Here is a 23,687-nt window from a genome sequence, read left to right on the forward strand (position 1 = left end):
GGGTCACGCGGTTTCGTCCAGCACCTGGCCAAAGGCCCGGCAAAAATCCTCCATCACCGGCCGCTGCACCAGACTGACGCGAATCCAGTTGGGGAACCGGAAGCCGGTCATGGTCCGAACCATGACCCCCTTGCGCATCAGCTTGCGGTACATGAGCGTGTCGGGCATGGGCACCCGGACCATGAGATAGTTGCCCTCGTTGGCAATATATTCGAGCCCCATGGAGTCGAACATGGGGCACAGCAGCTCGCGGGCCTCCCGCACCATGGCCCGGGTGGCCGCGATGAAGGGGGCGTCGTTCTCAAGCGCGGCCTGGGCGCAGCGCTGGGCCAGGGTGTTGACCGAGTAGACCACATGGGTGCGCCGGACCATGTCCACCACCTCGACCGAGCCGCACAGGTAGCCCACACGCAGGGCGGCCAGGGCGTACATCTTGGAGAAGGTCCGAAAGACGATGACATTGGGGTGGCGCTCCACGAGCGACATGCCGTCCGGGTAGTCGTCCCTGTCCACGTACTCGCAGTACGCCTCGTCGATGACCACCACGGCCCGACCGGCCACCTCGTCGAGGAAGGCGTCCATGGTCGCCTTGTCCCAGTAGGTGCCGGTGGGATTGTTGGGATTGCAGACAAAGAGAACCTTGGTCCGCTCGTCCATGGCGTCGAGCATGCCCCGGGGGTCAAAGGCCATGTCCTTGAGCGGAATCAGACGGGCCTTGATGCCCGAGAACTCGGCCACCCACTCGTAGACCGCGAAAGTCCTGTCTGCGGTGACGATGTTGTCGCCCTCCTCGCAGAAGGCCTTGATCACGCTGGCGATGACCTCGCACGAGCCGTTGCCCACCAGGAACCGCTCCGCGTCCTTGTCAAAACGCCCGGCCAGACTGTGGCGCAGATCGAAGCAGTCGCCGTTGGGATAGACCGGCACGGCCCCGGGCGGGAAGGAGTCCACCACCTCGCGCACCGTGGGCGCCGGGCCAAGGGCGTTTTCGTTGTTGTTGAGGCGGTGAAGATGGTCCACGCCATAGAGGCGCATCAGCTCGCTGTCCGGATTGCTCGGCCGGTAGGCCTCGAAGGCCCGAACATGGGGCGGGACCAGCCGCCTGAGGTCGAAATCAGCCATGGAGGAACACCACCACGTCGGCCATGCCCGCGTCCGGCAGCACCAGCCGGGGCGAGAATCCGTTGTCGGCCAGGGAACCGGCCAGGGTCGCCTGCCAGCCATGGGCGAGGTCGAGCCGGAAGAGGATGCTGCGATAGCCGTCCCGGGTCAGGGCGCGCACGTGGTCGGCCACCGCCCTGTCCGCATCCCGGCCCACCACCATGGGGGCCAGGGTGGCGATGCCCAGCTCGGGCCGCAGCCGGGCCGAGAACACGCTGCGTTCGGGCAGGTTCGCGCCCGCGTGATCGGCCTCGCGGATATCGCGCATGAGCACCAGCCGGTCGTAGGCCGCCTCCAGGAAAGAACGCATGGAGGGGTGAGCCCACACCGCGCGGCCCGAATCCTCGCGCAGGTGGCGGAAGCGGATGTCCAGTTCGACGCCCTCAGGCCCGTCGCCCAGACCGCTGTCGCCCCGGGGACCGGGCCGCCCCAGGGGGAGCCGCCCGAGAAGTTCGTAGTTCTCCGCAGTCAGATCGTCGGTGCCCAGCTCGCTGAACAGGCTCACGGCCTTGGTCCGGGCCACTGTGGCGAGCATCCTGGCCTCCAGGAACCCGGCCGTGCCCCCACCTCTGACAAAGACATACGGCCCGCAAAAGCCCACGCTGCGCTCCGAGGGCGAACGCCAGACCATGAGCCCGGCCAACGTCCCCGCGCTGTCCACAGCCACGACCGCGTTCATGTCGCCCCGGGCCACCATGTCGGCGGCCTTGCCCGGTGTGAAGAAGGTCTCGTTGACGAGGTGGGCGGGATAGTGGTCCACGGCCAGGGCGCAGGCCTCGCGGATCAGAGCGGGCTCGGGGTCGTCCACCATGACGACCTCGCCCCGGGCGTCCACCACCCGAACCGGGCGCGGATTCGCGGCCTCGTAGGCGTGGTCCTGGCGCAGTTCCAGGTGGACCACCCGGCCGTCGAGCCTGATCTCGAAGCCGTCGGACATGCGCGCGGCCAGGAGCAGCCCAAGGCGGTCCATGGACTTGCCCGGGCCGATGTCCTCGCGGGCAGCGAGGTTCATGGCCCACAGGTCGGACGGGTCGGCCACAAAGGAAAAGTCGGCGCGCACGCACCAGCCGCCAGGGGTCAGGGTCAGGTCCACGGCGACCCCGCCCGAGGTCTCGGCCAGATGGGAGAGCAGCTCCTCGGCCGCCATGGTCAGCCGAAGCGCCTTGCCCCGGTCGAGCCCAAAGGCGGCCGCGCCCTGCTCCACCACCCCCTGGACCAGGGGAATGAACCGGGCCTCGGCGGCCAGCTTGAGCGAAACGGATTGATCACGGTCCTGCATGAACCCCCCTAGTTTGATCCTCCCCGGGTGTTACACGCCCCAGCCCGTCAATTCAAGGGGGCGCACGGAGGCCAACCGCGCACGCGGTCAGGCGTTGCGGAACTCGTCGGGGTCTATGCCGAAGCGGGCGAGCATGTTCTGCACCGCCACCCGGGAGAGGCCCGAGAACCGGGCTGCCCGGGTGATGTTGCCCCCGCTCTGGCGCAGGGCCTCGCGCACGTAGTTGGCCGTGAACCCATCGATCATCTGGGCCTTGGCCTCCTTGAATGGCGGCAGATCGCCCCCGGCCCCGCCTGCGGCCATATACGGCGCGACAGCGTCCCCGACCGGGCCGAACACGGCCAGCTTGCGCATGGCGTTTTGCAGCTCGCGAATATTGCCGGGCCAGTCCTGCGCGGCGAGACGACCCAGGGTGGCCGGGTCCAGATCTTTGTCGGGCAGGCCCAGCTCGCTGCACGCCTTGAGCAGAAAATAGCGCGCCAGGAGCGCGATGTCGCCCTGGCGCTCGCGCAGGGGGGGCAGGGTCAGGGAAAGGACGTTGATGCGGTGATACAGGTCGCTGCGGAAGGAGCCCTCGGCGATGCGCGCCTGGAGGTCCTGGTTGGTGGAGGCGATGACCCGGACATCCACCACCCGCAACCGGTCCGAACCCACGGGCCGCACCTCGCCCTCCTGGAGCACGCGCAGCAGCTTGGCCTGGGTTTCCAGCGGGATGTCGCCGATCTCGTCGAGCAGGATGGTGCCGGTGTGGGCCTTGACGAAGAGCCCTTCGCGGTCCTTGTCCGCGCCGCTGAAGGCGCCCTTGACATGACCGAACAGTTCGCTTTCGAGCAGATTTTCCGGAATGGCCGTGCAGTTGACGGTGACAAGGGGCTTGTCGACGCGCGCGCTCAGGTCTCGGACCATGCCCGCCACCACCTCCTTGCCCGTGCCCGATTCGCCGAGGATGAGCACGGTGTAGTCGGTGGCGGCCACGGCGGCCAGGGACCGCTTGAGCCGCTCCATGGCCGGGCTGTCGCCGATGAGCCGGTCCTTGTGCCGCTCCAGCCGGGTCCTCAGCCGCCGGTTCTCGCGCAGCAGGTGGCTGCGCTCCAGCCCCTTGGCCACCACGCGAAAGAGCGCGTCCGGCTCGATGGGCTTGGTCACGAAATCGTAGGCCCCGGCCTTGAGGGCGTCCACCGCGGTCTCGATGGAGCCGTGGGCCGTGAGCATGACCACGGACAGGGCCGGGGATTCGGCCATGGCCTTGCGGATCAGATCGAGCCCGCTCATGCCGGGCATCTGGAGATCGGTGACCATCAGGTCCACCGGGCTGCGGCCGAGCCGGGCCAGGGCCTGATCGCCGGACATGGCCAGATGCACCCGGACATTGGGGAAGTGGCCCTCGATGAGCCGCTTGAGCCCCCTGGCAAAGTCCGCCTGATCGTCCACCACCAGTATCTCGGGGGTTGGAGTGTCCATCACGCCTCCTCGGGGGGGTGCGGCGCGGCCGGAAAGCGCAAGGTGAACACGGCCCCGGCCGGGTGGCCGTCGTGGCTGTCCGCGCCGTCTTCCGGCAGATTTTCGGCCACGATGGAGCCGCCCAGGTCGCTCATGAAGCCGAAGACCACGGCCAGCCCCAGGCCCGATCCCTTGTTGACCTCCTTGGTGGTATAGAAGGGGTCGAAGATGAAGGGCTGGTGATCGGGGGCAATGCCCGGACCGTTGTCCGAGACCCTGAGCACCACATGGGCCTTGACGGAATCGTGACCAAGGGTGATGCGCACCCGGCCTCCACTCTCCGGCACCACGTCCAGGGCGTTGAGCAGCAGGTTGGCCATGATGTGCTCCACGGCCTGGGGCTCGGCGTTGACCGGCGGCACCGGGCCGTCCACGACCACCTCTATGCGCGCCCCCTGCTTCTCGGCCTGGATGCGGAAGACATCGACCACCGAGCGGACCACCGGGACCATGTCCACGGCCTTGTCCGTGGCCACCTTGGGCCGGGCGAAGTTGAGCAGGTTCCGAAGCACGCTCTGGGCCTGGCGGGTGTGCTTGAGGATGACCTCCACGTCGTCGGCGGCCTGCCCCTCGGGCACGCTGGTGCGCAGCAGTTCGCCGTAGCAGAGGATGACGCCCAGAGGGTTGTTGATCTCATGGGCCAGCCCCGAGGCGAGCTTGCCCACGGTGGCCATCTTCTCGGCCTGATTCATCTGGGCCAGCAGCCGCTTTTGCCGCGTGGTCTCATGGACGTAGACCACGGCCCGGCCGCTCTCGTCCGGCCCGTTGGCATGGACCGGGTAGATGCTCAGGGAAAAGCTGCGGCCGCCGGGCAGCGCCACCTCGCGCGAAAGGACCTGATCCATGCCGATGGAGCGGGAAATGTCGCAGTCCCCAGCCTGCCCGCCCATGCCGCACAAGAGGCCGATGATGTTGCCGTCTTTGGCCGCGCCGCCGGAGAGATCGCGCGAGAGGTCGCGCGCGGCCTCGTTGACCACGATGGGCGAGCCGGAGCTGTCGGCCAGCAGGAGCGGCTCGGTGATGCCCTCGAACACGGCCTGGAGGTTGACGTTGTGGCGCACGATGCTGTCCAGGGCCGCGAAGTTCTCGGCCGCGATGCCCAGCTGGCGGCCGATGGCGATGAGCACGGCCCGGTCCTGGGCGCAGAAGGAGCGCCCGGGCTTGTGGTAGAGGCAGAGCAGCCCCTCGGCGCTGCCCGGCGAGGATTCCTCGGGGATGAAGGCGCGGCCCGGCTCGATGAGGGGACGCGACTCCGAGAGCAGCGAGACCCAGTCGTCCGGCAGGGCCGGTGGTTCGTCGGACTCGGGCCAGGAGTAGTGGCGGTTCGAGGACAGGGCGCACAGATGGACCACGCGCTCAAGGTCGAAGCGCTCGGCGATGAGGGGCAGGGACGCCCGCCACAACTCGCGGCGCGACTGGCTGCGGCTCGACCCGGCCAGGAGCCGGGCGAACATCTCCACATCCGCCTGCCGGGCCTGGGCCAGCCGGGCCAGCTCGCGGGTACGCTCCTCGACCATGGTTTCGAGGTTGGTGGCGTAGTTTTGCAACTTCTGGCGCGTCTCGTAGAGATAGTCGCTCAGGCGCTCGATGCCTGCGGCCATCTCGTCGATCTCGTCGCCCTGCTCCACCTCGCGGAACAGGGCCAGGCTCGTGTCGTCGCGGAAATTGCGGCGAAAGCTGGTGGTCAGGGTGCGCACGCTGTTGGCCACGATGCGCTTGAAGATGATGTTGGTGGCCACGAAATAGAAGAGCGCGGCCAGGGCGAAGACAATGGCATAGGTGGTGATGGCCCCGTGGATGCGGGCCACGGACGCGGTCACCGGCAGTCCGACGAAATCCACCCCGCCCACGGTGTCGGCCTCGTGCTCGAAGCCCCGGTCGCCGTAGCGCTCCACCAGTTCCACCGGGGCGTCGCCGATGCTCCCGTGGCAGCGCAGGCACTCATCCTTGAAGACCACGGGCCGGGCCATGACAAAGTGGCGCACGCCGTCGATGTTCTCGTAGCCGTGCCAGATCTGGGCTGCCCTGTCCTTGCTGAACCGGGCCACCAGCTCGCGCTCAAGCTCGTTGGCCTCGAATTCCTCGTTACGCGCGCCGATGGCCACGCGGCGGTAGACGTGACGCGTGGGGCCGTCGGATATGCGGCCCATGATCCGCCGCGAGATGTAGGAGGTGGACATGGCCTCGATGATGAAAGTGTCCGGCAACTTCTCGAACATGGTGGGGCGCAGGTCTGTGATCACATAGCTCTGGATGGAGTCCACCTGGGCCAGGACCATGGTCGCCTTGGCGTGGACCTCGTTTTCGAGCAGCCTGCCCATGTAGTGGGAGAACACGGCGTAGAGAATCGCGCCGATGACCAGAGAGGTCAGAATCAGCCCGATGAGGAATTTGCCTTGCAGGGAATGGGGTCTGGGAAAATGCATCTGATCGCCTCGGCGCTCTGTAGAACCCGAACCCGGGCGGCGTCAAGCCCGACTTGACGCCGCCGCTTCCAAAAACGTAAGCTCAATGCAAGAGGTGGGAAATTTTCCGCCGGGGAGCGCCAATGTCAGACATCGCCCTTGCGCTGCTGGTGTCCGGTATGGTCGGGGTCGCCACCGCCGATGCCTTTGTCCAGTCCTGGACCGGCCTGCTGCGTGCGGCGGCCGCCATTGTCCTGCGCCGTCGCGGCCACATCGACTGGCGGGTCTTCCTGTCCCGGCTGAGGTCCGCCCTGCCCATGGCCGCGCTCTCCGCCCTGGTCATGGTCCTTTTTTTCGCGCTCTACGCGCGCGCCGGACTGGGCCAGACCGAGGGCGAGCAGTTGGCCTTCTTCCTCGGGGTCGTGCCCCGGACCATCTTCTTCCTGGTTGGAGCCTCCCGGCTCATCGACACCATGTTCGACCCGGCCGAGTAAGCCCGCCGGGCTACTCCGGCCTTGGCCCGTGGGGCTGGTATTCGATGGTGCTGCGGGCGTTGTGGTCGGCATGGCCCACGATCTCCACGCTGGTGTAGTAATACGCCCCGGTCTCTATGCCCGTCTCGTTGACAAAGGCGGCCAGGCTCCCGAGGGCGGGCACGCTGGCGGCCAGCCTCGGACCGGCCACGAACATGAATCCCCAGACCAGCGCCGCAATCAGGGCCAGGGCCGCCAGCCTGCGGCCAAGGCTCTGGTCCGCCATCAGGCCGTCTCCGGCCGTCTTCGTTGCCGTGGTCATTGCGCTCCTCCCTGCCTGTAACCGGTTCCCCCCCCCATCGCCTCCCCGGGGGGCGAGGAGGCGGAGGGGGCGGCCGGGAGAGTCCGAAGACTCTCCCGGCCTGTGGAGTGGGGTCAGTAGGTACTATCGATTAGATGCTGGCCGTGATGTCCGGGAACACTAGGTAGAACATGATGTAGGCCATCACCAGCGTCAGGCACAGGTTGAAGCCCTGGCCGCATGCGTACAGGATCAGCGGCTTGCCGCCCTTGAAGTAGTGGCGCAGCTCACGGAAGTTGGTGGCCAGGCCGATGGCGGCGAAGGACAGGCAGAAGAACCAGTCGCGCAGCGGGCTTGAGAAGCCGCGCAGCACACCCTGGTCAACCATGGTGAAGCCGACATCGGAACCCAGGGTGCTGTAGATCATGGAGAAGACCACCGACGCGGTCAGGAAGCCCAGCACGAACTTGGGGAAGCGGTGCCATATCTCCATGGCGCTGACGCTCTGGCCCTCGACGCACTCGACCTTGGTGCACCAGTACACGGCGACGCCAAAGGCGGTCACGCCGATGAGCACGTTCTGGATCATCTTGATGGTGGCGGCGACATAGAGCGCCTTCTCCGAGAGGAACGCGCCAGCCGCAGCCACTGCGCCGGTGGCGTCGATGGTGCCGCCCATCCAGGCGCCGCCCAGAATGTAGGGCATGCCGGTGGCCTTGATGATGATGGGCATGACCACCATCATGACGGCGGTGAAGACCAGGGACAGACCGATGGCCAGGGTCAGCTCCTCCTTCTTGGCCTTGCAGGCCGCGGCCGTGGCAATGGCCGCCGAGGTGCCGCACACGGACATGTCGGCCGAGATGACCATGTTCAGGGTCTTGGATTCGATCTTGAGCACCTTCTGGCCGAAGATGAAGGTGGTGATGAGAACCACGGGGGTGACCACCCAGGCCACGAAGATGCCGGGGATGCCGATGGCCACGATCTTGTTGAAGAGCACCTCGGCGCCCAGCAGGACCAGGCCGGCCTTGATGAAGAACTCGACCTGCAGGGCCTTCTTGGCCCAGTTGGGCGTGCCCACGGTATTGGAGATGATCATGCCCAGGGCGATGGCCCAGGCCGCATCACCAATGCCGTAGTAGGCCATGGTCTTCTGTCCGGCCAGCACATAGGCGATGAGCGCGATGGAGAAGACGAAGCTGAAGCCCTTGAGGAACTTGGCGCCCGTGCCGTCGATGAACTGCATGCCCACGGCAAAGACCACGCCGAAGACCACCAGGAGCATGATCAGACCGGGGATCAGGTTGTAGGGCTTGTTCCCGGTCTTGCTCTTGGCCGAGGACGCCTTGGTCCGCAGCTTGAGCCACTCCTCGATCTCGGCCGAGGTCTTGGCGTTGAGGGCCGCGTCCTTGAATCCGGCCTGGGCTGCTGCCGCCTGGGCGGCCAGGGCCGTGGTCTTGGCCTGGGCAGCGGCTGCCGCAGCTGCCTCGTAGGCGGGCATGGCCGCCGCGTTCATGGCGTCCGCCTCCTCCTTGGAGAGCATCAGGGAGTCAAGCGGATTGGTGGACCACTTCTTGGGCTTGGCCAGCAGGCCCGAGATGGTCTTGGCCATGGAGCCGTCCCTGGCCTTGATCCGCTCCTTGTCTGTCTGGGCCTCGTACCAGGCCACGGTCTTGAAGGGCGCCCTGGCCGCCTCGGCCTCCATGATGGCGTTGGCCTCGGCGAACTTCTCCCGCATACCGGCGGGCTCATTATTGAAATAGAATATGGAGCCGATTATCAGGATCAGGAAACCCAACCAGATGGCCCAGTAATCTTCTTTTTTCCAGAGATCGGACCACGAGCTGGTGGCCCTGTCCACCACCACATCGTCCCTTTCTTGCGCAACATTCTCTGCCATAGCCGTTCTCCTCGCAGTGATTTATTTTTCGCCGAAGGCCGCCTGCCCGCGGGCACGGACCGCCGCCGACGGGCCGCCTTGAGCAAGTGTCGGGCCATTGTCTTCGAAGGTTGCAACGACTTGAAATACTGATATTTTTGTGATCAGCCCTCCGCCGAACTGCAAAGCGGACTTTGCACAAGGGCCCTGGCTGCCGCCATGCGGACTTTGCGCTCCGGCCAAGTGGCGACCGGGGTTTCGCCACCCAAACGCCACGAGCAAGACGTTGCGTCTGTCGGCCCAACCATGGTATCGGTGTGCTGGGACACCCCACCCACCACCATCAAAAAAACCAAGGACGGGAATCATGACCAAGGACAAGGAAGCCAGACGCAAAAAGGTGATCGAGGTGCTGAACAAGGCCAGGGCCATGGAGCTGACCGCCATCTCGCAGTACATGAACCAGCACTACGGCCTGGACTCCATGGACTACGGCGAGCTTGCCAAGAACCTCAAGCTCATCGCCATCGACGAGATGCGCCACGCCGAGATGCTGGCCGAGCGCGTCAAGGAGCTGGGCGGCGAGCCCGTGAGCGAGGCGGACGCCAAGACGGTCCGCAATCAGGCGGTCCAGGACATCTTCGGCTTCTCCGCCGACCTGGAGGATGTGACCATCGACGTGTACAACCAGTTCCTGCTGACCTGCAGGGAGAACGGCGACAGCGTCAGCGTCAAGCTCTTCGAGACCCTCATCGACGAGGAGCAGGAGCACTTCAACTACTTTGACGGCGTGAACGACCACATCGCCAACCTGGGCGACAACTTCCTGGCGCGCATCGCGGGAACACCCGCGTCCACGGGCCTGCAGCCCCAGGGCTTCACCGTGGCCAAGGGCGCGTAGCATGCTGTTGAAAAACGGCGATCTGCTGTCGTTAAGTGACTGTAGGCGAATCTTCGAGCCGTACAGAAAACTTATTCAAAAAGCTCAAATCCTCGCGTACAGGAAGTACGCTTCGGCCTTGAACTTTTTTCGCGCCTTGCATCTCACCATTTTTGAACAGCCTGCATGTTTGGACTTTTCCAAGGGCGCGTAGCCGCCCTGGCCTGACCACACGGCAAGACAAAAGGCCCTTCGCGCGCGAAGGGCCTTTTCTCATGCGATGACGGCGGGCCGGGATCAGAGGATGGGCAGATACTTGTTCAGTTCGTACTCGGTGACCTGGGTGCGGTATTCGTCCCATTCGGCCAGCTTGTTCTCCACCAGGGCGGTGTGCAGATGCTCGCCCAGGACCTCCTTCATGAAGGCGGACTTGCGCAGGGCCGTGGCCGCCTCGTACAGGGAGCCGGGCAGGGCCTTGATCCTGTTGCGCTTGAGGGCACGGTCGTTCATGGCGAAGATGTCCTCCTCCACCGGATCGGGCAGCACGTAGTTCTCCTCGATGCCCTTGAGGCCGGAGGCGAGCTGCACGGCAAAGCAGAGATAGGGGTTGGCCGCCGGGTCCGGGCAGCGAAGCTCCATGCGGGTGGCCCCCTCCTTGCCCGGCTTGTACATGGGCACGCGGACCAGGGCCGAGCGGTTGCGCCTGGCCCAGGCGATGTAGACCGGGGCCTCGTAGCCGGGCACCAGCCGCTTGTAGGAGTTGACCCACTGGTTGGTCACGGCCACGAACTCGGGCGCGTGCCTGAGGATGCCCGCGATGTAGGATTTGCCCTCTGCGGAGAGATTGTACTCGTCGCTGGCGTCGTAGAAGACGTTGCGCCCGTTCTTGAACAGGGACTGGTGGACATGCATGCCCGAGCCGTTTTCGCCGAAGATGGGCTTGGGCATGAAGGTGGCGTAGCAGCCGTGCTTGCGCGCCGTCTCCTTGACCACCACCCGGTAGGTCATGGCCGTGTCCGCCATGATCATGCCGTCCTGATAGCGCAGGTCTATCTCATGCTGGGACGGGGCCACCTCGTGGTGGGAATATTCCACCTGGATGCCCATGGCCCCGAGGGCGAAGATGATGTCGCGGCGGATGTTGTTGCCAAGGTCCAGCGGCGGGGCGTCGAAGTAGCCGCCCGAGTCGAGCACCTGGGTGCCCTTGTCGTCGGCGAAGAGGAAGAATTCAAGCTCCGGGCCGACGTAGAAGGTGTAGCCCTTCTCGGCCGCCATGCCCATTATCCGTTTGAGCACATGGCGCGAATCAGCGGCAAAGGGCGAGCCGTCGGGGTTGACCACGTCGCAGAACATGCGCGCCACCGGACGCTCGGCGGGCCGCCATGAGCATATTTGGAAGGTGGTCGGATCAGGCATGGCCACCATGTCGGACTCGTCGATGCGGCAGAAGCCGAGGATGGACGAGCCGTCGAATCCCATGCCCTCCTCGAACGACGCCTCAAGCTCGCTTGGCGTAATCTGGAAGCTCTTCAGCGTGCCCAGGATGTCCACGAACCAGTACTGGATGAAGCTGACGTCGTAGTCCTTGACCGCCTTCATCACGTCGTCCGCGTTCTTGCAGTTGAATACCGGGATGCTCATGCGATTCCTCCATCTGTGTTTCGGCTGTGGTTTCCGGCTGCTGGTTTCCGACAATGTGCCGGGGGTGCCGCTTCGGGCCGTGGCCGGGAGTCGGCCCGGGAGTCTTCGGCAAATGAGGGAAGCGGCTCCATGGGTCCGTGTTACCCGCTTACCGTGGCCGTGATCAACACAAATGTCCGGCTATTTGATGACGCCCTGGCCGTCCAGGCGGGTGAGCCCCTGTTTCCGGGCCTCGGCCAGGGCGGCCGCAAACTCGGCCCGCGTGATCAGACGGTCCAGGGGCGGCAGGTAACGCGCCCCGCCGCAGGGGTGGTACTGCTCCATGAGATTGACCCAGGTTTGGCGTGACAGCCCGGCCAGGAACTCCATCCACTGCCCGGAGCCGGACAGGCCGCCCGGCAGCACCAGATGGCGCACCAGCAGGCCGCGCACGGCAAGGCCGTCCTCCACCACCAGATCGCCCACCTGGCGGTGCATGGCGGCCACGGCCCGGCGGGCGTGCTCCGGGTAGTCCCGCGCGCCCAGCAGCCGCTGCGCCTCGCCCGGGTCCCAGACCTTGACGTCGGGCATGTAGATGTCCACCACCCCGTCGAGCAGGGCCAGGGTTTCGGGCAGGTCGTAGCCGCCGGAATTCCAGACCAGGGGCAGCGACAGCCCGTGCTCCACGGCCACGGCCAGACCCTCCAGAATCTGCGCCACCACGTGCGTCGGGGTCACGACATTGATGTTGTGGCAGCCCCGGCGTTGCAGATCGAGCATGACCCCGGCCAGTTCCTCGGGCGTGGCTTCGATGCCCGCGCTGCCGTGGCGGCTGATGTCGTGGTTCTGGCAGAAGACGCAGCCAAGGGAGCACCCGGCGAAAAACACCGTGCCCGAGCCGCCCCTGCCCACCAGCACGGCCTCCTCGCCGAAATGGGGATTGAAGCTGGCCACCACGGCCCGGCGGCCCGCGCCGCAGGCCCCGGTTTCACCGGCCAGCCTGTCCGCCCCGCAGCGGCGGGGACACAGGCCGCACCCGGCCAGCCGGGCCACGGCCTTCCGGGTACGGCGGGCAAGCTCGCCCGTAGCGTGGAGGCGCAGATAGGACGGTTCCATGCGTGTCCCGCAATGACGGGCCGGTCGCCCGGGCGGGCCTACTTGACCACCAGCACTGGGCAGGCGGTGACGTTGAGCACCTTGTGAGTGACCGAGCCGAGGATGAGCCCTTCGAGGTTGGACTTGCCCTTGGACCCCATGACCACGAGGTCGCACTTCTCCACCTCGGCCACGTTGGCGATGGTATCGGCCACAGGACCGCCGATGACCAGATCGATGTAGTCGATCTTGGCGTTGTCCAGCTTGCCGCGATAGTGGGCCATGACCACCTCGGCGCTTTTGGTCAGGTATTCCAGCAGCTCGTTGGCGTTGGGCTGGCCCAGGCCTGTGGGCACGGTCTTGCGCACATGCAGGAGCACGACGGACGCATTGAAGCGCTCGGCCATGTCCATGGCCATGTCCGCGGCCGCGTCCGAAAAGCGCGAGCCGTCCACGGGCAGCAGGATGCGGGTGATGTTCACGGGTGTCCCTCCTTGTCATTGGGGTTGTCGGCGTTGCCCATGAATTCCTCGGTGGTGGCGTGGCCGGGCTGGCAGACGCCATCCGCCTTGAAGACCGAGCCAAGAGTCATCCAGAGGATTTTCAGGTCCAGGGCCAGTGAACGGTTGTCCACATACCACAAATCATACTCGAATTTTTCGTCCCAGGAAATGGCGTTTCGTCCGTTGACCTGCGCCCAGCCGGTGATGCCGGGCCGCACCTCGTGGCGACGCGCCTGCCGGGCCGAGTAGCGGTCGAGATAGGCCATGAGCAGCGGCCTGGGGCCGACCAGGGACATGTCGCCGCGCAGCACGTTGATCAGTTCGGGCAGTTCGTCCAGCGAGGTGGCGCGCAGGAAGCGGCCAAAGCGGGTCAGCCGGTCGCAGTCCGGCAGGGGCTTGCCGTCCGGCCCCGTGGCGTGGCGCATGGTGCGGAACTTGATAATGGTGAAGGGCTTGCCGTGCAGACCGGGCCGGGTCTGGCGGAAAAACACCGGGGAGCCGAGGCTGACGCGCACGGCCAGGGCCAGCGCCGCCAGCACCGGCCAGAGAAAAAGCAGGGCCACGCCCGCCATCATCAGGTCGAAGAGCCGCTTCATGCTTCTGACCCGTGTTCTGGCCCGGTTTCGGCGACCGCGTTGTCGGGCAGCAGCCCCATGAAGCTCAGGATGGCGTCGTTGACCCGGTTGACGTCGAAGCGCGCCTCGGCCATGGCCCGGCTGGCCGCTCCCATGGCCGGAGCCAGGGCGGGATCGAGGATGAACCGCTCCATGGTCTCGGCCAGGGCATCCGCGTCCCGGGGCGGCACGAGGAATCCGTTTCGGCCCGGTTCCACGGTCTCGCGGCAGCCCGGGGCGTCTGTGGTGACTATGGCCCGGCCCATGCTCATGGCTTCGAGGATGGAGCGGGGCACGCCCTCGCGGTAGTGGCTGGGCAACACATACACCCCGGCCCCGGCCAGGAGCGGGCGCACGTCCTCCACCGGGTCCAGCACCTCCAGGGCTCCGTCGCGCCGCCAGCGGGCGATCTCGTCCGGGGTCACGGCGTCGCCGCCGCTCTCAAGTGGCCCGGCCAGCCGGAACACGGCCCCGGGATGGCGCGCCTTGAGCCTTGCCGCCGCCTCGGCGAACAGGGCCACGCCCTTGGACCTGAGCAGCCGGGAGAGGCACAGGAACACCGGCCCCTGCGGCAGCGGGGCCACGGCGTAGTGGTCCAGGTCCACGCCCGAGCCGTTCACCACCGCGGTGGCCACCCGGTCGGCGATGACACCGAGCTTGCGGAAGAATGTTTCGTCGTCGGGATTCTGGAAGATAACCCCGTCGCAGGCGTTGATGCCGGAGCGATACATGCCCTTGGCCACGTTGAAGAGGATGCGCCGCTTGAGCCCGGCCGGTTCCTCGGTGAAGGCGTAGCCCAGGCCGGTGATCATGGCGTAGACGCGCTTCTTCTCCCCCACCCAGACCATGCGCGCGGCCAGGGAGCCGTAGACAGCGGGCTTGAAGGTGTAGGAGAGAACGATATCCGGCCGGATGCGGTGCAGTGTCTGCTTGATGTAGAGCAGCGCGCCGATGTCGGCCAGGGGATTGAGGCCGCGCCGGGAAAGGGGAATGCGGTGATAGTCCACGCCCATGCCCTCAAGCTGCCCCCCCACGTCCGGCACATGGGCCGGGGCCAGCCCGTGGACCTCGTGGCCCAGGGACACCATCCGGGCCAGCAACGGCCCACGAAAATTGACCAGCGACGGCGCGTACCCGCCGATGACGGCTATCCTCATTGCTCTCCCCGTGTTCAGACCCGGCCAGGCCCGATGGCGACCGGTCGTCACTCCCTATCAAATGCGGGCGTCTTTGGAAACAGCCCCCATGCAGGCGGGTTGCGCCAGAGGACTCAACTCTGCACTTGACAATGCCCTCCCGTCCCAGCTCATCCTTCCCCATCCCCATTATAAGTTGACAGCCGCGCCCATTGGCGGTGAAGTAACCATCCGCATTTCGACCAACGAAGGAGTCATCCCCATGCGCAGCAAGATCATGACCGGCGGGCTGGAAAAGGCCCCGCACCGTTCGCTTCTCCACGCCAGCGGCCTGACCAGGGAGGAGCTGGCCCGCCCCCTCATCGGCGTGTGCAACAGCGCCAACGAGATCATCCCCGGCCATGTCCACCTCCACACCATCGCCAAGGCCGTCAAGGACGGCGTGCGCATGGCGGGCGGAACCCCCCTGGAATTTCCGGCCATCGGCGTGTGCGATGGGCTGGCCATGAACCACGAGGGCATGCGCATGTCCCTGCCCAGCCGCGAGATCATCGCCGACTCGGTGGAGATCATGGCCACGGCCCATCCCTTCGACGCGCTTGTCTGCATCACCAACTGCGACAAGATCGTGCCCGGCATGCTCATGGCCATCCTGCGCCTGAACATCCCGGCGGTCATCGTCTCGGGCGGCCCCATGCTGGCCGGTCGCAGGAAGAGCGCAGACCTGATCACGGTCTTCGAGGGCGTGGGCCGGGTCAAGACAGGGACCATGGACGAGAGCGAACTGGCCGCCCTTGAGGAATCCGCCTGCCCCACCTGCGGCTCGTGCGCGGGCATGTTCACGGCCAACTCCATGAACTGTCTTTCCGAGTCCATCGGGCTGGCCCTGCCGGGCAACGGCACCATCCCGGCCGTGATGTCGGCCCGGGTGCGGCTGGCCAAGCGCAGCGGCATGCAGGTCATGGAGATGCTTGAGCGCAACATCCGCCCGCGCGACATCGTCACCGCGAAATCCGTGCACAACGCCGTGACCATGGACATGGCCCTGGGCTGCTCCACCAACACCACCCTGCACCTGCCCGCCCTCTTTGCCGAGGCCGGGCTCGACCTGAGCCTGGAAATGTTCAACGAGATCAGCAAGAAGACGCCCAACCTGTGCAAGCTCTCCCCGGCCGGTCCCCACTACATGGAGGATCTCGACGAGGCGGGCGGCATCCCCGGCGTCATGAGCGAGCTGGTCAAGCGCGGCCTGCTCAACCTCGACGTGATGACCGTCACCGGCAAGACCCTGGGCGAAAACCTCAAGGCCCTCGACGCCAAGGTCACCAACCACGACATCGTCCGGCCCATCGACACGCCCTATTCCGAGGAAGGCGGCATCGCCATCCTCTACGGCAACATCGCGCCCGAGGGGTGCTGCGTGAAGCAGTCGGCCGTGGCCCCGGAGATGATGGTCAACACCGGCACGGCCAGGGTGTTCCACTCCGAGGAGGAGAGCGTACAGGCCATTCTCGGCGGCAAGATCAAGCCCGGCGATGTGGTGGTGGTGCTCTACGAAGGACCCAAGGGCGGGCCGGGCATGCGCGAGATGCTCACGCCCACCTCGGCCATCTCGGGCATGGGCCTTGGCGGGTCCGTGGCCCTGATCACCGACGGCCGCTTCTCGGGCGGCACGCGCGGCGCGGCCATCGGCCATGTCTCGCCCGAGGCTGCTGCGGGCGGCCCGGTGGGATTGATTCGCAACGGCGACAAAATCGCCATCGACATTCCTGCCCGGTCCATCACCCTGCTGGTGGACGACGCCGAGCTTGAAGCACGGCGCAAGACCTTCACGCCCGTGGTCAAGGAAATATCCTCCCCATTCCTGCGCCGCTACGCAAGGCTCGTCACCTCCGCCTCCCGGGGCGCGGTCTTCGAGCGCTGATCCGCCCCGCAGATCATGTCAGAACCGGCCGGAGCCATCGCCCCGGCCGGTTTTTTCCGTCATGCGGCCAGCGATCCCCCGGCGCGGCCGCCCACCAGGGGCTCGAGCCTCGGGGCTGCGACCCGGAACGCCTCCACCACGCGCGGATCGAACTGGCCGCCCGAGCAGCGGATGATCTCGTCGTGGGCCCAGCCAAAGGTGCGCGACCTGCGGTAGGGGCGGTCCTGGAGCATGGCCGACAACGAGTCGGCCAGGGCGATGATGCGTGCCCCAAGCGGGATGGCCACTCCCTTGAGACCATAGGGATAGCCTGCGCCGTCAAAGCGCTCGTGGTGGTGCAGGACCATGTCCACCACGCCGAGATTGTTCAGGGCGAGCACCGGACGCAGGATGTCGGCCCCGGCCTGGGGATGCCTGCGGATGGCCTGCCACTCGCTTGGCGTCAGGGTGCCGCGCTTGCCGAGCACCGCATCGGGCACGCCGATCTTGCCGATGTCGTGCAGATGCGCGGCCACATGGATGATCCCGGCCTGAGCCACGGACAGGCCCAGCCCCAGGGCCAACTCCTGGGACACGCGCGCCACCTCGTCGGAATGCCGCCGGGTGGTCTGGTCCTTGGCGTCGATGGCAAACCCCAGGGACTCGGCGAACTGATGCAGGACGGTGGTCACGAAATGGGCCGAGCAGCCGCAATCCGGGTCCACCCCCTTTTTGCCGATGCCACCGCCATGCGCAGCGGGTTCACGCATGCACACCTCCTGAAACAGCCTGGAACGCTTCTCTCTTCTCACTGGGCATGGCACTCCTCCTCGGCCCTTGCGGCCGACTCGGACTATATTGATTATGAAAATCAATTTCAAGATGTTTCTGTACAATTCCGGGCCATGCCCACACTGCCGCGATGCGCCAATAGAAACAGCCGCGCTGCGAGACGCCGGGTTGGAGCGGGCCGAGGCGCTCAATTAAATGGGCCGAAAACAAGAAAACGCCCCGCCCGGCTGGTGCGGGCGGGGCGGCAGGGCGCGGGGTTTCGGCCGGACTATCGGGCGATCATGGCCCGCAGGAAATCGGCGCAGTTTTCGGTGTTGTGCGCCATGTCGTCCAGGCAGACAATGAAGTGCAGGAGCTGGTAGATGTCCTTGAACTCGATGTCCTTGGCGTAGACGGCCTTTTGCAGATTGGTCTTGAGGGTTCGGACATTCTCGCGCTCGCGGCGGACCTTGCAGTAGTAGTTCTTGGTGCCTTCGCGGTCCAGAGACTCGCCATGAACCAGGGCGATGGTGGCCTCCAGCGCCGGGCCGAGCAGGATGGTGGTCCGCTCCACCGCGTCGAGCAGATAGATGAGGTCCTTCTGGATGTCCTCGGGGATGTCCACCTTGCGCATGGCCAGCCAGTGCAGGGCCTCCTGGGCGGCGTCGAGGATGTTGTCCTGGCTCTTGGTATAGCTCAGGAACAGGGGCTTCTCCACGGGCATGAACAGGCCCCGGGGCAGATGGTTGCGGATGTTGCGCTTGATGACGTCGGCGTGGTTCTCGATCTCGTCGATGGTCCGGGTGAGCTCCTCGAACTCGCGGCACATTCCGCCGCCCACATAGCATTCAAGCGACTCGTCGATGGTGGCGATGCACTCGGCGATCTTGTTGTAGTGTTCGACCAGTCCTTCCATGGGGTCTCTCTTGGCGAGCAGACCGAAAAACGGCAATCTGATGGACATATTTCTACCCTCGTGAAAGATTGTTCAAAAATTCGTGTGACCTAGCTGTAGCACAACCATTTGAGCAGCACAAAGAAAATGATACTGGTCAGGGCGGCGATGGGCACTGTGGCCACCCAGTAGGACACGATGCGCAGCAGCACCCGGAAATCAACGGCCTTGAACCCGCGCGCCAGCCCCACGCCGACCACGCCGCCCACAGCCGCGTGGGTGGTGGAGACCGGCAGGCCGAGGTTGGAGGCCACCAGCACGGTGGAGGCCGCGCCAAAGTCCACGGCAAAGCCGCGGGTGTTGGTCAGGGTGGTGATCTTCTGCCCCACGGTGGCCATGACCTTGTGCCCGAGGATGCTGATGCCGAGCGCAATACCCACCCCGCCGAGCACGAGCATGGATGTGGGGATGTCCGCCTGGGAAAACAGCGCCTGCTCCTTGGCAATCAGGTAGATGACCGCGACCGGGCCGATGGCGTTGGCCACGTCGTTGGCCCCCTGGGCCAGGGCCACGTAACAGGACGTGCCCACCTGCATCCGGCGGAAGACCCGCTCCACGCCCTCGGCCCCCTCCTCCTCATCCATGACCATCTTGCCCACCAGCTTCCTGGACACGCCCCATGTCAGCAGGGACAGCCCCGCGGCCAGGGCCAGGGCCGTCAGCCAGTGCAGCTCAAGGGACTTGCCCGCCGGGGTCTTGTAGAGGAAGGAGAGCGCGATGAGGGAGACGGTGAAGGCGGCCCAGATGGGTGCCCATCGCTTGGCCTGCTGGATGAATTGCTTTTTGTAGAGGATGTATTTTCGGATGTGGGAGAAGACGCAGTAGGCGATGGTGGCGGCGAAGAAGGGGGAAATGACCCAGGAAAGGACAATGCCGCCCAGCTTGAGCCAGTTGACCACGTCCGGCCCGCCCACCACCAGCCCGAACCCCATTATCGCGCCGACGATGGAATGGGTTGATGAGACTGGCAGTGATGTGAGCGTGGCTATGAGCATCCATGTGGCGGCCGCGAGCAGGGCGGCGAACATGCCGATCATCATCAGCTTCGGGTCCGAGATGGCCGAGGCGTTGATGATGCCCTTGCTCACCGTGGCCGTGACGTGGGAGCCCATGAACACCGCACCGACGAAGTTGAGGATGCTGGCGATGAACACTGCCTGACGCACGGTGATGGCGCGCGCTCCCACGGCCGAGGCCATGGAGTTGGCCACGTCGTTGGCCCCCAGGTTGAAGGCCATGAGAAAGCCCGCGCCCAGCGACAGGTAGAAGAAGAGATCGTAAATATCCATTGTTTGGCCCCTCTTGCGAGGGTGTTGGTTAGACGTTGACCGGCCGCTCGGGGACCGGTTTGTTCAGACGGAAGCAGAACCGGGCGCCCCGGGTGTCTTCTCCGTAGCCGTCATGCCAGATTTCGCCCTCGAAGTTTCGCACGATGCGGCGGCAGATGGCCAGCCCCAGGCCGGAGCTGCCCGCGCCGTCGATGGTGTTCTCGTCCACCCGGTAGAATCGCTCGAAGACCTTGAAGCTGTGCTCGCGCGAGATGCCCGGCCCCTGGTCCTCGACGCAGAAAACTATGGATTCGCCGTCGTCCTCGGCGCTTACGGTGATCACTCCGCCCTCGGGGCTGTACTTGACCGCGTTGTTGAGCAGATTGTGAAAGACATGCAGCAGCCCGTCGGACTCGGCCATGACGAGCATCTCGTCCTCTGGCGTGCGGCTTTTCAGCGTGATGGAGCGCTCGGCAGCCCAGGGGGTGACATCTCCCACAGCCCGGCCCATGCACTCGCGCCCGGAGACCGGCGACAGGGCAAGGGTCTCGCCCAGCTGCTCGGACCGGGCCAGGGCGAGCATGCTGGAGATGACCTTGTCCATGTGGTCGGCGTTCTTGAGGATGATTTCGAGGAATTGGCGGCCGCCCTCGGGCGTGGCGGGCGGATTGTCGAGGAGGGTTTCGGAGTAGCCCTTGATGGAGGTCAGGGGCGTTCGCAACTGGTGCGAGGCGTTGGCCACGAAATCCTTAAGGCTCTTCTCGCTTCGCTTCATCTCGGTGATGTCGTAGAAGACCAGGATGACCTTGCGCACTCCCTTGTAGTCGAAGAAGGGCACCCCGCTGACCTCCACGGTGCGCGAATCCATCAGGTCCATCTGGACAGTGGCCTCGTTCACCCCCGCGTCCGGCCCCTGCTCGGCCAGCAGCCTGTCGGCCAGATCCTGTATCTCGAAGCGGCGCGTGACCTCGATGGGCGTGCGGCCCACGGTGCTGGCGGGCAGGTTGAACATCTCGTCCAGCGCGCCGTTGAAGGACTCGATGCGCCCCTGGGTGTTGATGGTCATGACACCCTCGCGCATGCCGTCGAACACGGCCTGGAGCTGGCCCCTCTGGTCCTCGATGATGCGCACGTTGCGCTCGATGGACTGGGCCATGGCATTGACCGACTGGGCCAGGGGCTTGAACTCGCCGCCGGGCAGGGCGCGCAGCCGCTTGGCGTAGTCGCCCTCGCCGATAGCCCTGGCCAGCTCGGAAAAGGCCGTGATGTCGCGGCTCATGTTGCGCGACATGAGCGCGCTCAGGACCCCGGCGCAGATCAGGGTGATGAAGAATATCCAGGAGAAGTTCTCGCGTAGCGAGGCCAGCCGCGCATTGACAGTGGAGATGGGCACGGCCAGCCGCAGCACCCCCGGCGGCATGCCCGGCACGGCCTCGGCCCGGACCGCCACGTAGAGCATGTCCTTGTGCACGGTGCCGGAGTAGCGCACATCGGTCCCGCGCTCGCCCTCCATGGCCGCCGCCACCTCGGGCCGGGCGCTGTGGTCCTCCACCGTCCCCAGCTCGGCGTAGGGCACGTCCGAATCGGCCGCCACCCTGCCGTCCACGATGTAGGTGAGCCGCACTCCCAGCCTGAGCCCAAGGGCCTCCACCAGCGCGGCGAACTCCCGCTCGGACCCGAAGGGCGGGTGGTTCTCCACCAGCCACTTGAGGGCGTCGAGTTCGTTGAGGGAACGGCGCTCCGTCTCCCGCACCAGTTCGTTGCCCACGATGCTGGTGGTGTAGAAGAAGACCACGGCCAGGACCACGAGCAGCAGCGCCCAGGTCCACAGCAGGATGCGCATTTGGAAGGAATGAAGCTTCATTCACCTTGCTCCGGTTTTGTCGTTTGGCAGGGGCATGCGAGCTTGAACGGGCACCGCCACACGACGCCCGCGCTCTGTAACACAATCGTCACCGAAATGTAATGTCTTATCGCGTTACAGTTCTGTGACAACGCATTTCACCAACCATACCGGAGCATTGTCGCAATCACGTGACGCCAGCGGCCAAATTCTGTCACACTTGGCGACCGGCCCTCGCGAGCTGTTTTGCACACGGCCGCCTCAACAGGAAACAGACGTGACGCTCCGGCCCTTTCAGGCCGGGGCGTCCTCGCCATCAGGGCCGCGCCCGGACCGGGCGTCTCCCTCCTCCAGCACCACCCGGTGTCTGGGCAGACACCCGGGATGGTTGGCCTGGAGAAAGGCGACAAGCCCCTCGCGGACCAGACAGCGCAAGTCCCACGCCCGGGAGGCGTCCGAGGCGCTGACCAGGGCGCGAACAGTCATGGTCTGCGGCCCGGCCTCGGTCACCTGGAGCAGGCAGGTCTTGCCGTTCCACAGCTCCCCTGCCCCCTGACACAGCCGGAGCAGTTCGTCGCGCAGCGGGGCCAGGGGCGTGGCGTAGTCCACATGCAGGAAGACCGGGCCGAGGATCTCGGCGCTCTTGCGCGTCCAGTTCTGAAACGGCGTTTCGAGGAAATAGGTGATGGGCACCACCAGCCGCCGCATATCCCATATCCTGACCACCACGTAGGTGAAGGTGACCTCCTCGATGCGACCCCACTCGCCCTCCACGATGACCACGTCGTCGAGGTTGATGGGGTGCGTGAGCGCGATCTGGATACCCGCGATGATGGAGCCGAAGGTCTTCTGGGCCGACAGGCCGAGCACGATGGAGAGCACGCCCGCCGATGCCAGCAGCGTGCCGCCGAGCAAGCGGAAGCGCTCGAACTGCATGAGCACCCCGGCCAGGGCCCCGAACCAGATGAGGACCACCACGATGCGCTGGAGCACCTTGACCTTGGTGTGCACCTGGCGCGCACCCAGATTGTCGGCCACGGACACGTCGTATTTCCAGTCCACCAGCACGGTGAGCGCCCGGCAGACAAGGGTCATGGCCCAGGCAGCGAGCATCACCCACGCCCCGCCGAGCAGCGACAGGGCCAGAGAGGCGGCCCCAGGCTCCAGCCCGCCCGTCGGAATCAGGGCCGAGGCCACGGCCAGGGCGGCCACGGCCAGGACAAGGGGCGCGACCCTGGGCGTCATCTCGGTGGCCAGCATGGTCCAGAGGCGGTCGCTGCCGCCCCGCTTGGCCTTGAGCCAGCGCATGGCCGCGACGCACCCGGCCAGCACGGCGGCCGCAGCCACCGCCCGAAGCGCCCAACCCAGAATATTCAGCGGTTCCATGGTTCCCTCCAGGGGTTTGCAGCCTGAAGCATACCAGACATGCCCGCCCTGTCCAGTTTGGTCTGGCAATCGGCCCGGGCCAAAAAACACGAAACGCCCGCCTCCCTTGTGGGGAAGCGGGCGCCGTATATCAGGACGGATCCTTAACTACGGAATTACCAGCGGGGACGTTCTTCGCGAGCCTTGGCTTCGTTGACCTTGATGTTGCGGCCGCCGAAGTCCTTGCCATCCAGAGCGGCAATGGCTTCGCGAGCGCCGGCATCGTCCATTTCAACGAAACCGAAGCCGCGGGGACGACCGGTTTCACGATCCTCGATGAGGTTGACGGAAATCACTTCGCCGTAGGCTTCGAAAGCGGAGCGGACGTCGTCTTCAGTGGAGGACCAGGACAGATTGCCGACATACAGTTTTTTGGACATTCGATTTTTTCTCCTGAGAAAGTGGTGTTGCAGTGGCGCACATGCGCCTATATCAATAAAGGCAGCGTACAAGATGCGCACGCTGCCTCCCGATATTCCTGTTCGTTTTCAACCAGCCCGGGCCACAGGGGGCCACGCCTCCGCGGGCGTTGCTGGCGTTTGAGGCCCACCTATTCTCCATCTGCCGACGAAAGTCAACACATATTTTCACTCTCCCGATAAAAAAAACCCGAACCAGGATGCCTGGCCTTGAAGAAACACGCCCATCACCCTGTCTGGAAAGGATAAAAATA

At 65.6% G+C, this 23,687-nt stretch carries 20 protein-coding genes; 3 read left to right on the forward strand and 17 right to left on the reverse strand.

Translation table 11 applies throughout. The features are described from left to right. Nucleotides 1-3: 3 nt before the first annotated feature. The 4 genes from QQS14_RS02770 to QQS14_RS02785 form a co-directional block, all read right to left on the reverse strand. Complete coding sequence (locus QQS14_RS02770; RefSeq protein ID WP_285905371.1) at nt 4-1,122, reverse strand: pyridoxal phosphate-dependent aminotransferase; 1,119 nt, start codon at nt 1,120-1,122, stop codon at nt 4-6. After that, a complete protein-coding gene (locus QQS14_RS02775) occupies nt 1,115-2,440 on the reverse strand; it encodes an ATP-binding protein (protein WP_285905372.1) in 1,326 nt (441 codons plus the stop codon). The genes QQS14_RS02770 and QQS14_RS02775 overlap by 8 nt, the downstream gene beginning before the upstream one ends. A gap of 87 nt (nt 2,441-2,527) precedes the next feature. After that, a complete protein-coding gene (locus QQS14_RS02780; RefSeq protein ID WP_285905373.1) occupies nt 2,528-3,901 on the reverse strand; it encodes a sigma-54-dependent transcriptional regulator in 1,374 nt (457 codons plus the stop codon). After that, entirely contained in the window at nt 3,901-6,366 is a 2,466-nt protein-coding gene (locus QQS14_RS02785; protein WP_285905374.1) for a c-type heme family protein, read from the reverse strand. Before QQS14_RS02785 ends, QQS14_RS02780 begins: the two co-directional genes overlap by 1 nt. A 122-nt stretch (nt 6,367-6,488) precedes the next feature. Between QQS14_RS02785 and QQS14_RS02790 the strand changes: the two genes are divergently transcribed. Next, nucleotides 6,489-6,839 carry a hypothetical protein gene (locus tag QQS14_RS02790; protein WP_285905375.1) on the forward strand — a complete coding sequence of 117 codons (351 nt, stop codon included), beginning with the start codon at nt 6,489-6,491 and terminating at the stop codon, nt 6,837-6,839. Nucleotides 6,840-6,849: 10 nt separating this feature from the next. Here the strand turns inward: QQS14_RS02790 and QQS14_RS02795 are convergent, their stop codons facing one another. Both QQS14_RS02795 and QQS14_RS02800 read right to left on the reverse strand, forming a co-directional pair. Beyond that, nucleotides 6,850-7,140, reverse strand: a complete 291-nt coding sequence (locus QQS14_RS02795; protein ID WP_285905376.1) for a hypothetical protein — start codon at nt 7,138-7,140, stop codon at nt 6,850-6,852. 130 nt (nt 7,141-7,270) lie between these two features. Further along, the gene (locus QQS14_RS02800; protein ID WP_285905377.1) at nt 7,271-9,022 is read right to left on the reverse strand and encodes a YeiH family protein; all 1,752 of its coding nucleotides are present in this window, start codon (nt 9,020-9,022) and stop codon (nt 7,271-7,273) included. A 346-nt stretch (nt 9,023-9,368) separates the two neighbouring features. Between QQS14_RS02800 and QQS14_RS02805 the strand changes: the two genes are divergently transcribed. Then, nucleotides 9,369-9,902, forward strand: coding sequence for a ferritin-like domain-containing protein (locus QQS14_RS02805; RefSeq protein ID WP_285905378.1), 534 nt, complete (start codon nt 9,369-9,371; stop codon nt 9,900-9,902). A gap of 276 nt (nt 9,903-10,178) precedes the next feature. Here QQS14_RS02805 and QQS14_RS02810 read toward each other — a convergent pair whose 3' ends face one another. The 5 genes from QQS14_RS02810 to QQS14_RS02830 form a co-directional block, all read right to left on the reverse strand. Then, nucleotides 10,179-11,522: a glutamine synthetase family protein gene (locus QQS14_RS02810; protein ID WP_285905379.1), complete on the reverse strand. Its 1,344-nt coding sequence runs from the start codon at nt 11,520-11,522 to the stop codon at nt 10,179-10,181. A 180-nt stretch (nt 11,523-11,702) separates the two neighbouring features. Next, entirely contained in the window at nt 11,703-12,617 is a 915-nt protein-coding gene (locus QQS14_RS02815; RefSeq protein WP_285905380.1) for a radical SAM protein, read from the reverse strand. A 38-nt stretch (nt 12,618-12,655) separates the two neighbouring features. Then, nucleotides 12,656-13,078: a universal stress protein gene (locus QQS14_RS02820; RefSeq protein ID WP_285905381.1), complete on the reverse strand. Its 423-nt coding sequence runs from the start codon at nt 13,076-13,078 to the stop codon at nt 12,656-12,658. Further along, nucleotides 13,075-13,695, reverse strand: a complete 621-nt coding sequence (locus QQS14_RS02825; RefSeq protein ID WP_285905382.1) for a sugar transferase — start codon at nt 13,693-13,695, stop codon at nt 13,075-13,077. The genes QQS14_RS02820 and QQS14_RS02825 overlap by 4 nt, the downstream gene beginning before the upstream one ends. Beyond that, nucleotides 13,692-14,870, reverse strand: a complete 1,179-nt coding sequence (locus QQS14_RS02830) for a glycosyltransferase family 4 protein (RefSeq protein WP_285905383.1) — start codon at nt 14,868-14,870, stop codon at nt 13,692-13,694. The genes QQS14_RS02825 and QQS14_RS02830 overlap by 4 nt, the downstream gene beginning before the upstream one ends. 241 nt (nt 14,871-15,111) lie before the next feature. On the opposite strand from QQS14_RS02830, the gene ilvD reads away from it, so the two are divergent. Continuing rightward, a complete protein-coding gene (ilvD, locus tag QQS14_RS02835) occupies nt 15,112-16,773 on the forward strand; it encodes a dihydroxy-acid dehydratase (protein ID WP_285905384.1) in 1,662 nt (553 codons plus the stop codon). 59 nt (nt 16,774-16,832) lie between these two features. Here ilvD and QQS14_RS02840 read toward each other — a convergent pair whose 3' ends face one another. The 6 genes from QQS14_RS02840 to QQS14_RS02865 form a co-directional block, all read right to left on the reverse strand. Beyond that, complete coding sequence (locus QQS14_RS02840; RefSeq protein WP_285905385.1) at nt 16,833-17,522, reverse strand: HD-GYP domain-containing protein; 690 nt, start codon at nt 17,520-17,522, stop codon at nt 16,833-16,835. Between the two features lie 290 nt (nt 17,523-17,812). Next, on the reverse strand, nt 17,813-18,487 hold the full coding sequence (locus QQS14_RS02845) for a DUF47 domain-containing protein (protein WP_285905386.1): 675 nt from the start codon (nt 18,485-18,487) through the stop codon (nt 17,813-17,815). Between the two features lie 41 nt (nt 18,488-18,528). Beyond that, nucleotides 18,529-19,767 (reverse strand): inorganic phosphate transporter, encoded by a 1,239-nt coding sequence (locus tag QQS14_RS02850; protein WP_285905387.1) that lies wholly within the window; start codon nt 19,765-19,767, stop codon nt 18,529-18,531. Between the two features lie 28 nt (nt 19,768-19,795). Continuing rightward, nucleotides 19,796-21,610, reverse strand: coding sequence for a HAMP domain-containing sensor histidine kinase (locus QQS14_RS02855; protein ID WP_285905388.1), 1,815 nt, complete (start codon nt 21,608-21,610; stop codon nt 19,796-19,798). A 273-nt stretch (nt 21,611-21,883) separates the two neighbouring features. Beyond that, entirely contained in the window at nt 21,884-22,975 is a 1,092-nt protein-coding gene (locus QQS14_RS02860) for a mechanosensitive ion channel family protein (protein WP_285905389.1), read from the reverse strand. Between the two features lie 155 nt (nt 22,976-23,130). Further along, entirely contained in the window at nt 23,131-23,394 is a 264-nt protein-coding gene (locus tag QQS14_RS02865; RefSeq protein ID WP_285905390.1) for an RNA-binding regulator, read from the reverse strand. Nucleotides 23,395-23,687 lie beyond the last annotated feature (293 nt).

The organism is Pseudodesulfovibrio pelocollis, assembly GCF_030282845.1.
Lineage (GTDB): Bacteria > Desulfobacterota > Desulfovibrionia > Desulfovibrionales > Desulfovibrionaceae > Pseudodesulfovibrio > Pseudodesulfovibrio pelocollis.

Excerpts from the sequence above, each read along its gene's own strand:
- QQS14_RS02785 (WP_285905374.1), bottom strand. The coding sequence starts at position 6,366 with ATGCATTTTCCCAGACCCCATTCCCTGCAAGGCAAATTCCTCATCGGG.
- QQS14_RS02865 (WP_285905390.1), bottom strand. The coding sequence starts at position 23,394 with ATGTCCAAAAAACTGTATGTCGGCAATCTGTCCTGGTCCTCCACTGAA.
- QQS14_RS02855 (WP_285905388.1), bottom strand. The coding sequence starts at position 21,610 with ATGAAGCTTCATTCCTTCCAAATGCGCATCCTGCTGTGGACCTGGGCG.
- QQS14_RS02775 (WP_285905372.1), bottom strand. The coding sequence starts at position 2,440 with ATGCAGGACCGTGATCAATCCGTTTCGCTCAAGCTGGCCGCCGAGGCC.
- QQS14_RS02770 (WP_285905371.1), bottom strand. The coding sequence starts at position 1,122 with ATGGCTGATTTCGACCTCAGGCGGCTGGTCCCGCCCCATGTTCGGGCC.
- ilvD (WP_285905384.1), top strand. The coding sequence starts at position 15,112 with ATGCGCAGCAAGATCATGACCGGCGGGCTGGAAAAGGCCCCGCACCGT.
- QQS14_RS02810 (WP_285905379.1), bottom strand. The coding sequence starts at position 11,522 with ATGAGCATCCCGGTATTCAACTGCAAGAACGCGGACGACGTGATGAAG.
- QQS14_RS02795 (WP_285905376.1), bottom strand. The coding sequence starts at position 7,140 with ATGACCACGGCAACGAAGACGGCCGGAGACGGCCTGATGGCGGACCAG.
- QQS14_RS02790 (WP_285905375.1), top strand. The coding sequence starts at position 6,489 with ATGTCAGACATCGCCCTTGCGCTGCTGGTGTCCGGTATGGTCGGGGTC.
- QQS14_RS02845 (WP_285905386.1), bottom strand. The coding sequence starts at position 18,487 with ATGTCCATCAGATTGCCGTTTTTCGGTCTGCTCGCCAAGAGAGACCCC.
- QQS14_RS02830 (WP_285905383.1), bottom strand. The coding sequence starts at position 14,870 with ATGAGGATAGCCGTCATCGGCGGGTACGCGCCGTCGCTGGTCAATTTT.
- QQS14_RS02825 (WP_285905382.1), bottom strand. The coding sequence starts at position 13,695 with ATGAAGCGGCTCTTCGACCTGATGATGGCGGGCGTGGCCCTGCTTTTT.
- QQS14_RS02840 (WP_285905385.1), bottom strand. The coding sequence starts at position 17,522 with ATGCGTGAACCCGCTGCGCATGGCGGTGGCATCGGCAAAAAGGGGGTG.
- QQS14_RS02860 (WP_285905389.1), bottom strand. The coding sequence starts at position 22,975 with ATGGAACCGCTGAATATTCTGGGTTGGGCGCTTCGGGCGGTGGCTGCG.
- QQS14_RS02850 (WP_285905387.1), bottom strand. The coding sequence starts at position 19,767 with ATGGATATTTACGATCTCTTCTTCTACCTGTCGCTGGGCGCGGGCTTT.
- QQS14_RS02780 (WP_285905373.1), bottom strand. The coding sequence starts at position 3,901 with ATGGACACTCCAACCCCCGAGATACTGGTGGTGGACGATCAGGCGGAC.
- QQS14_RS02805 (WP_285905378.1), top strand. The coding sequence starts at position 9,369 with ATGACCAAGGACAAGGAAGCCAGACGCAAAAAGGTGATCGAGGTGCTG.
- QQS14_RS02800 (WP_285905377.1), bottom strand. The coding sequence starts at position 9,022 with ATGGCAGAGAATGTTGCGCAAGAAAGGGACGATGTGGTGGTGGACAGG.
- QQS14_RS02815 (WP_285905380.1), bottom strand. The coding sequence starts at position 12,617 with ATGGAACCGTCCTATCTGCGCCTCCACGCTACGGGCGAGCTTGCCCGC.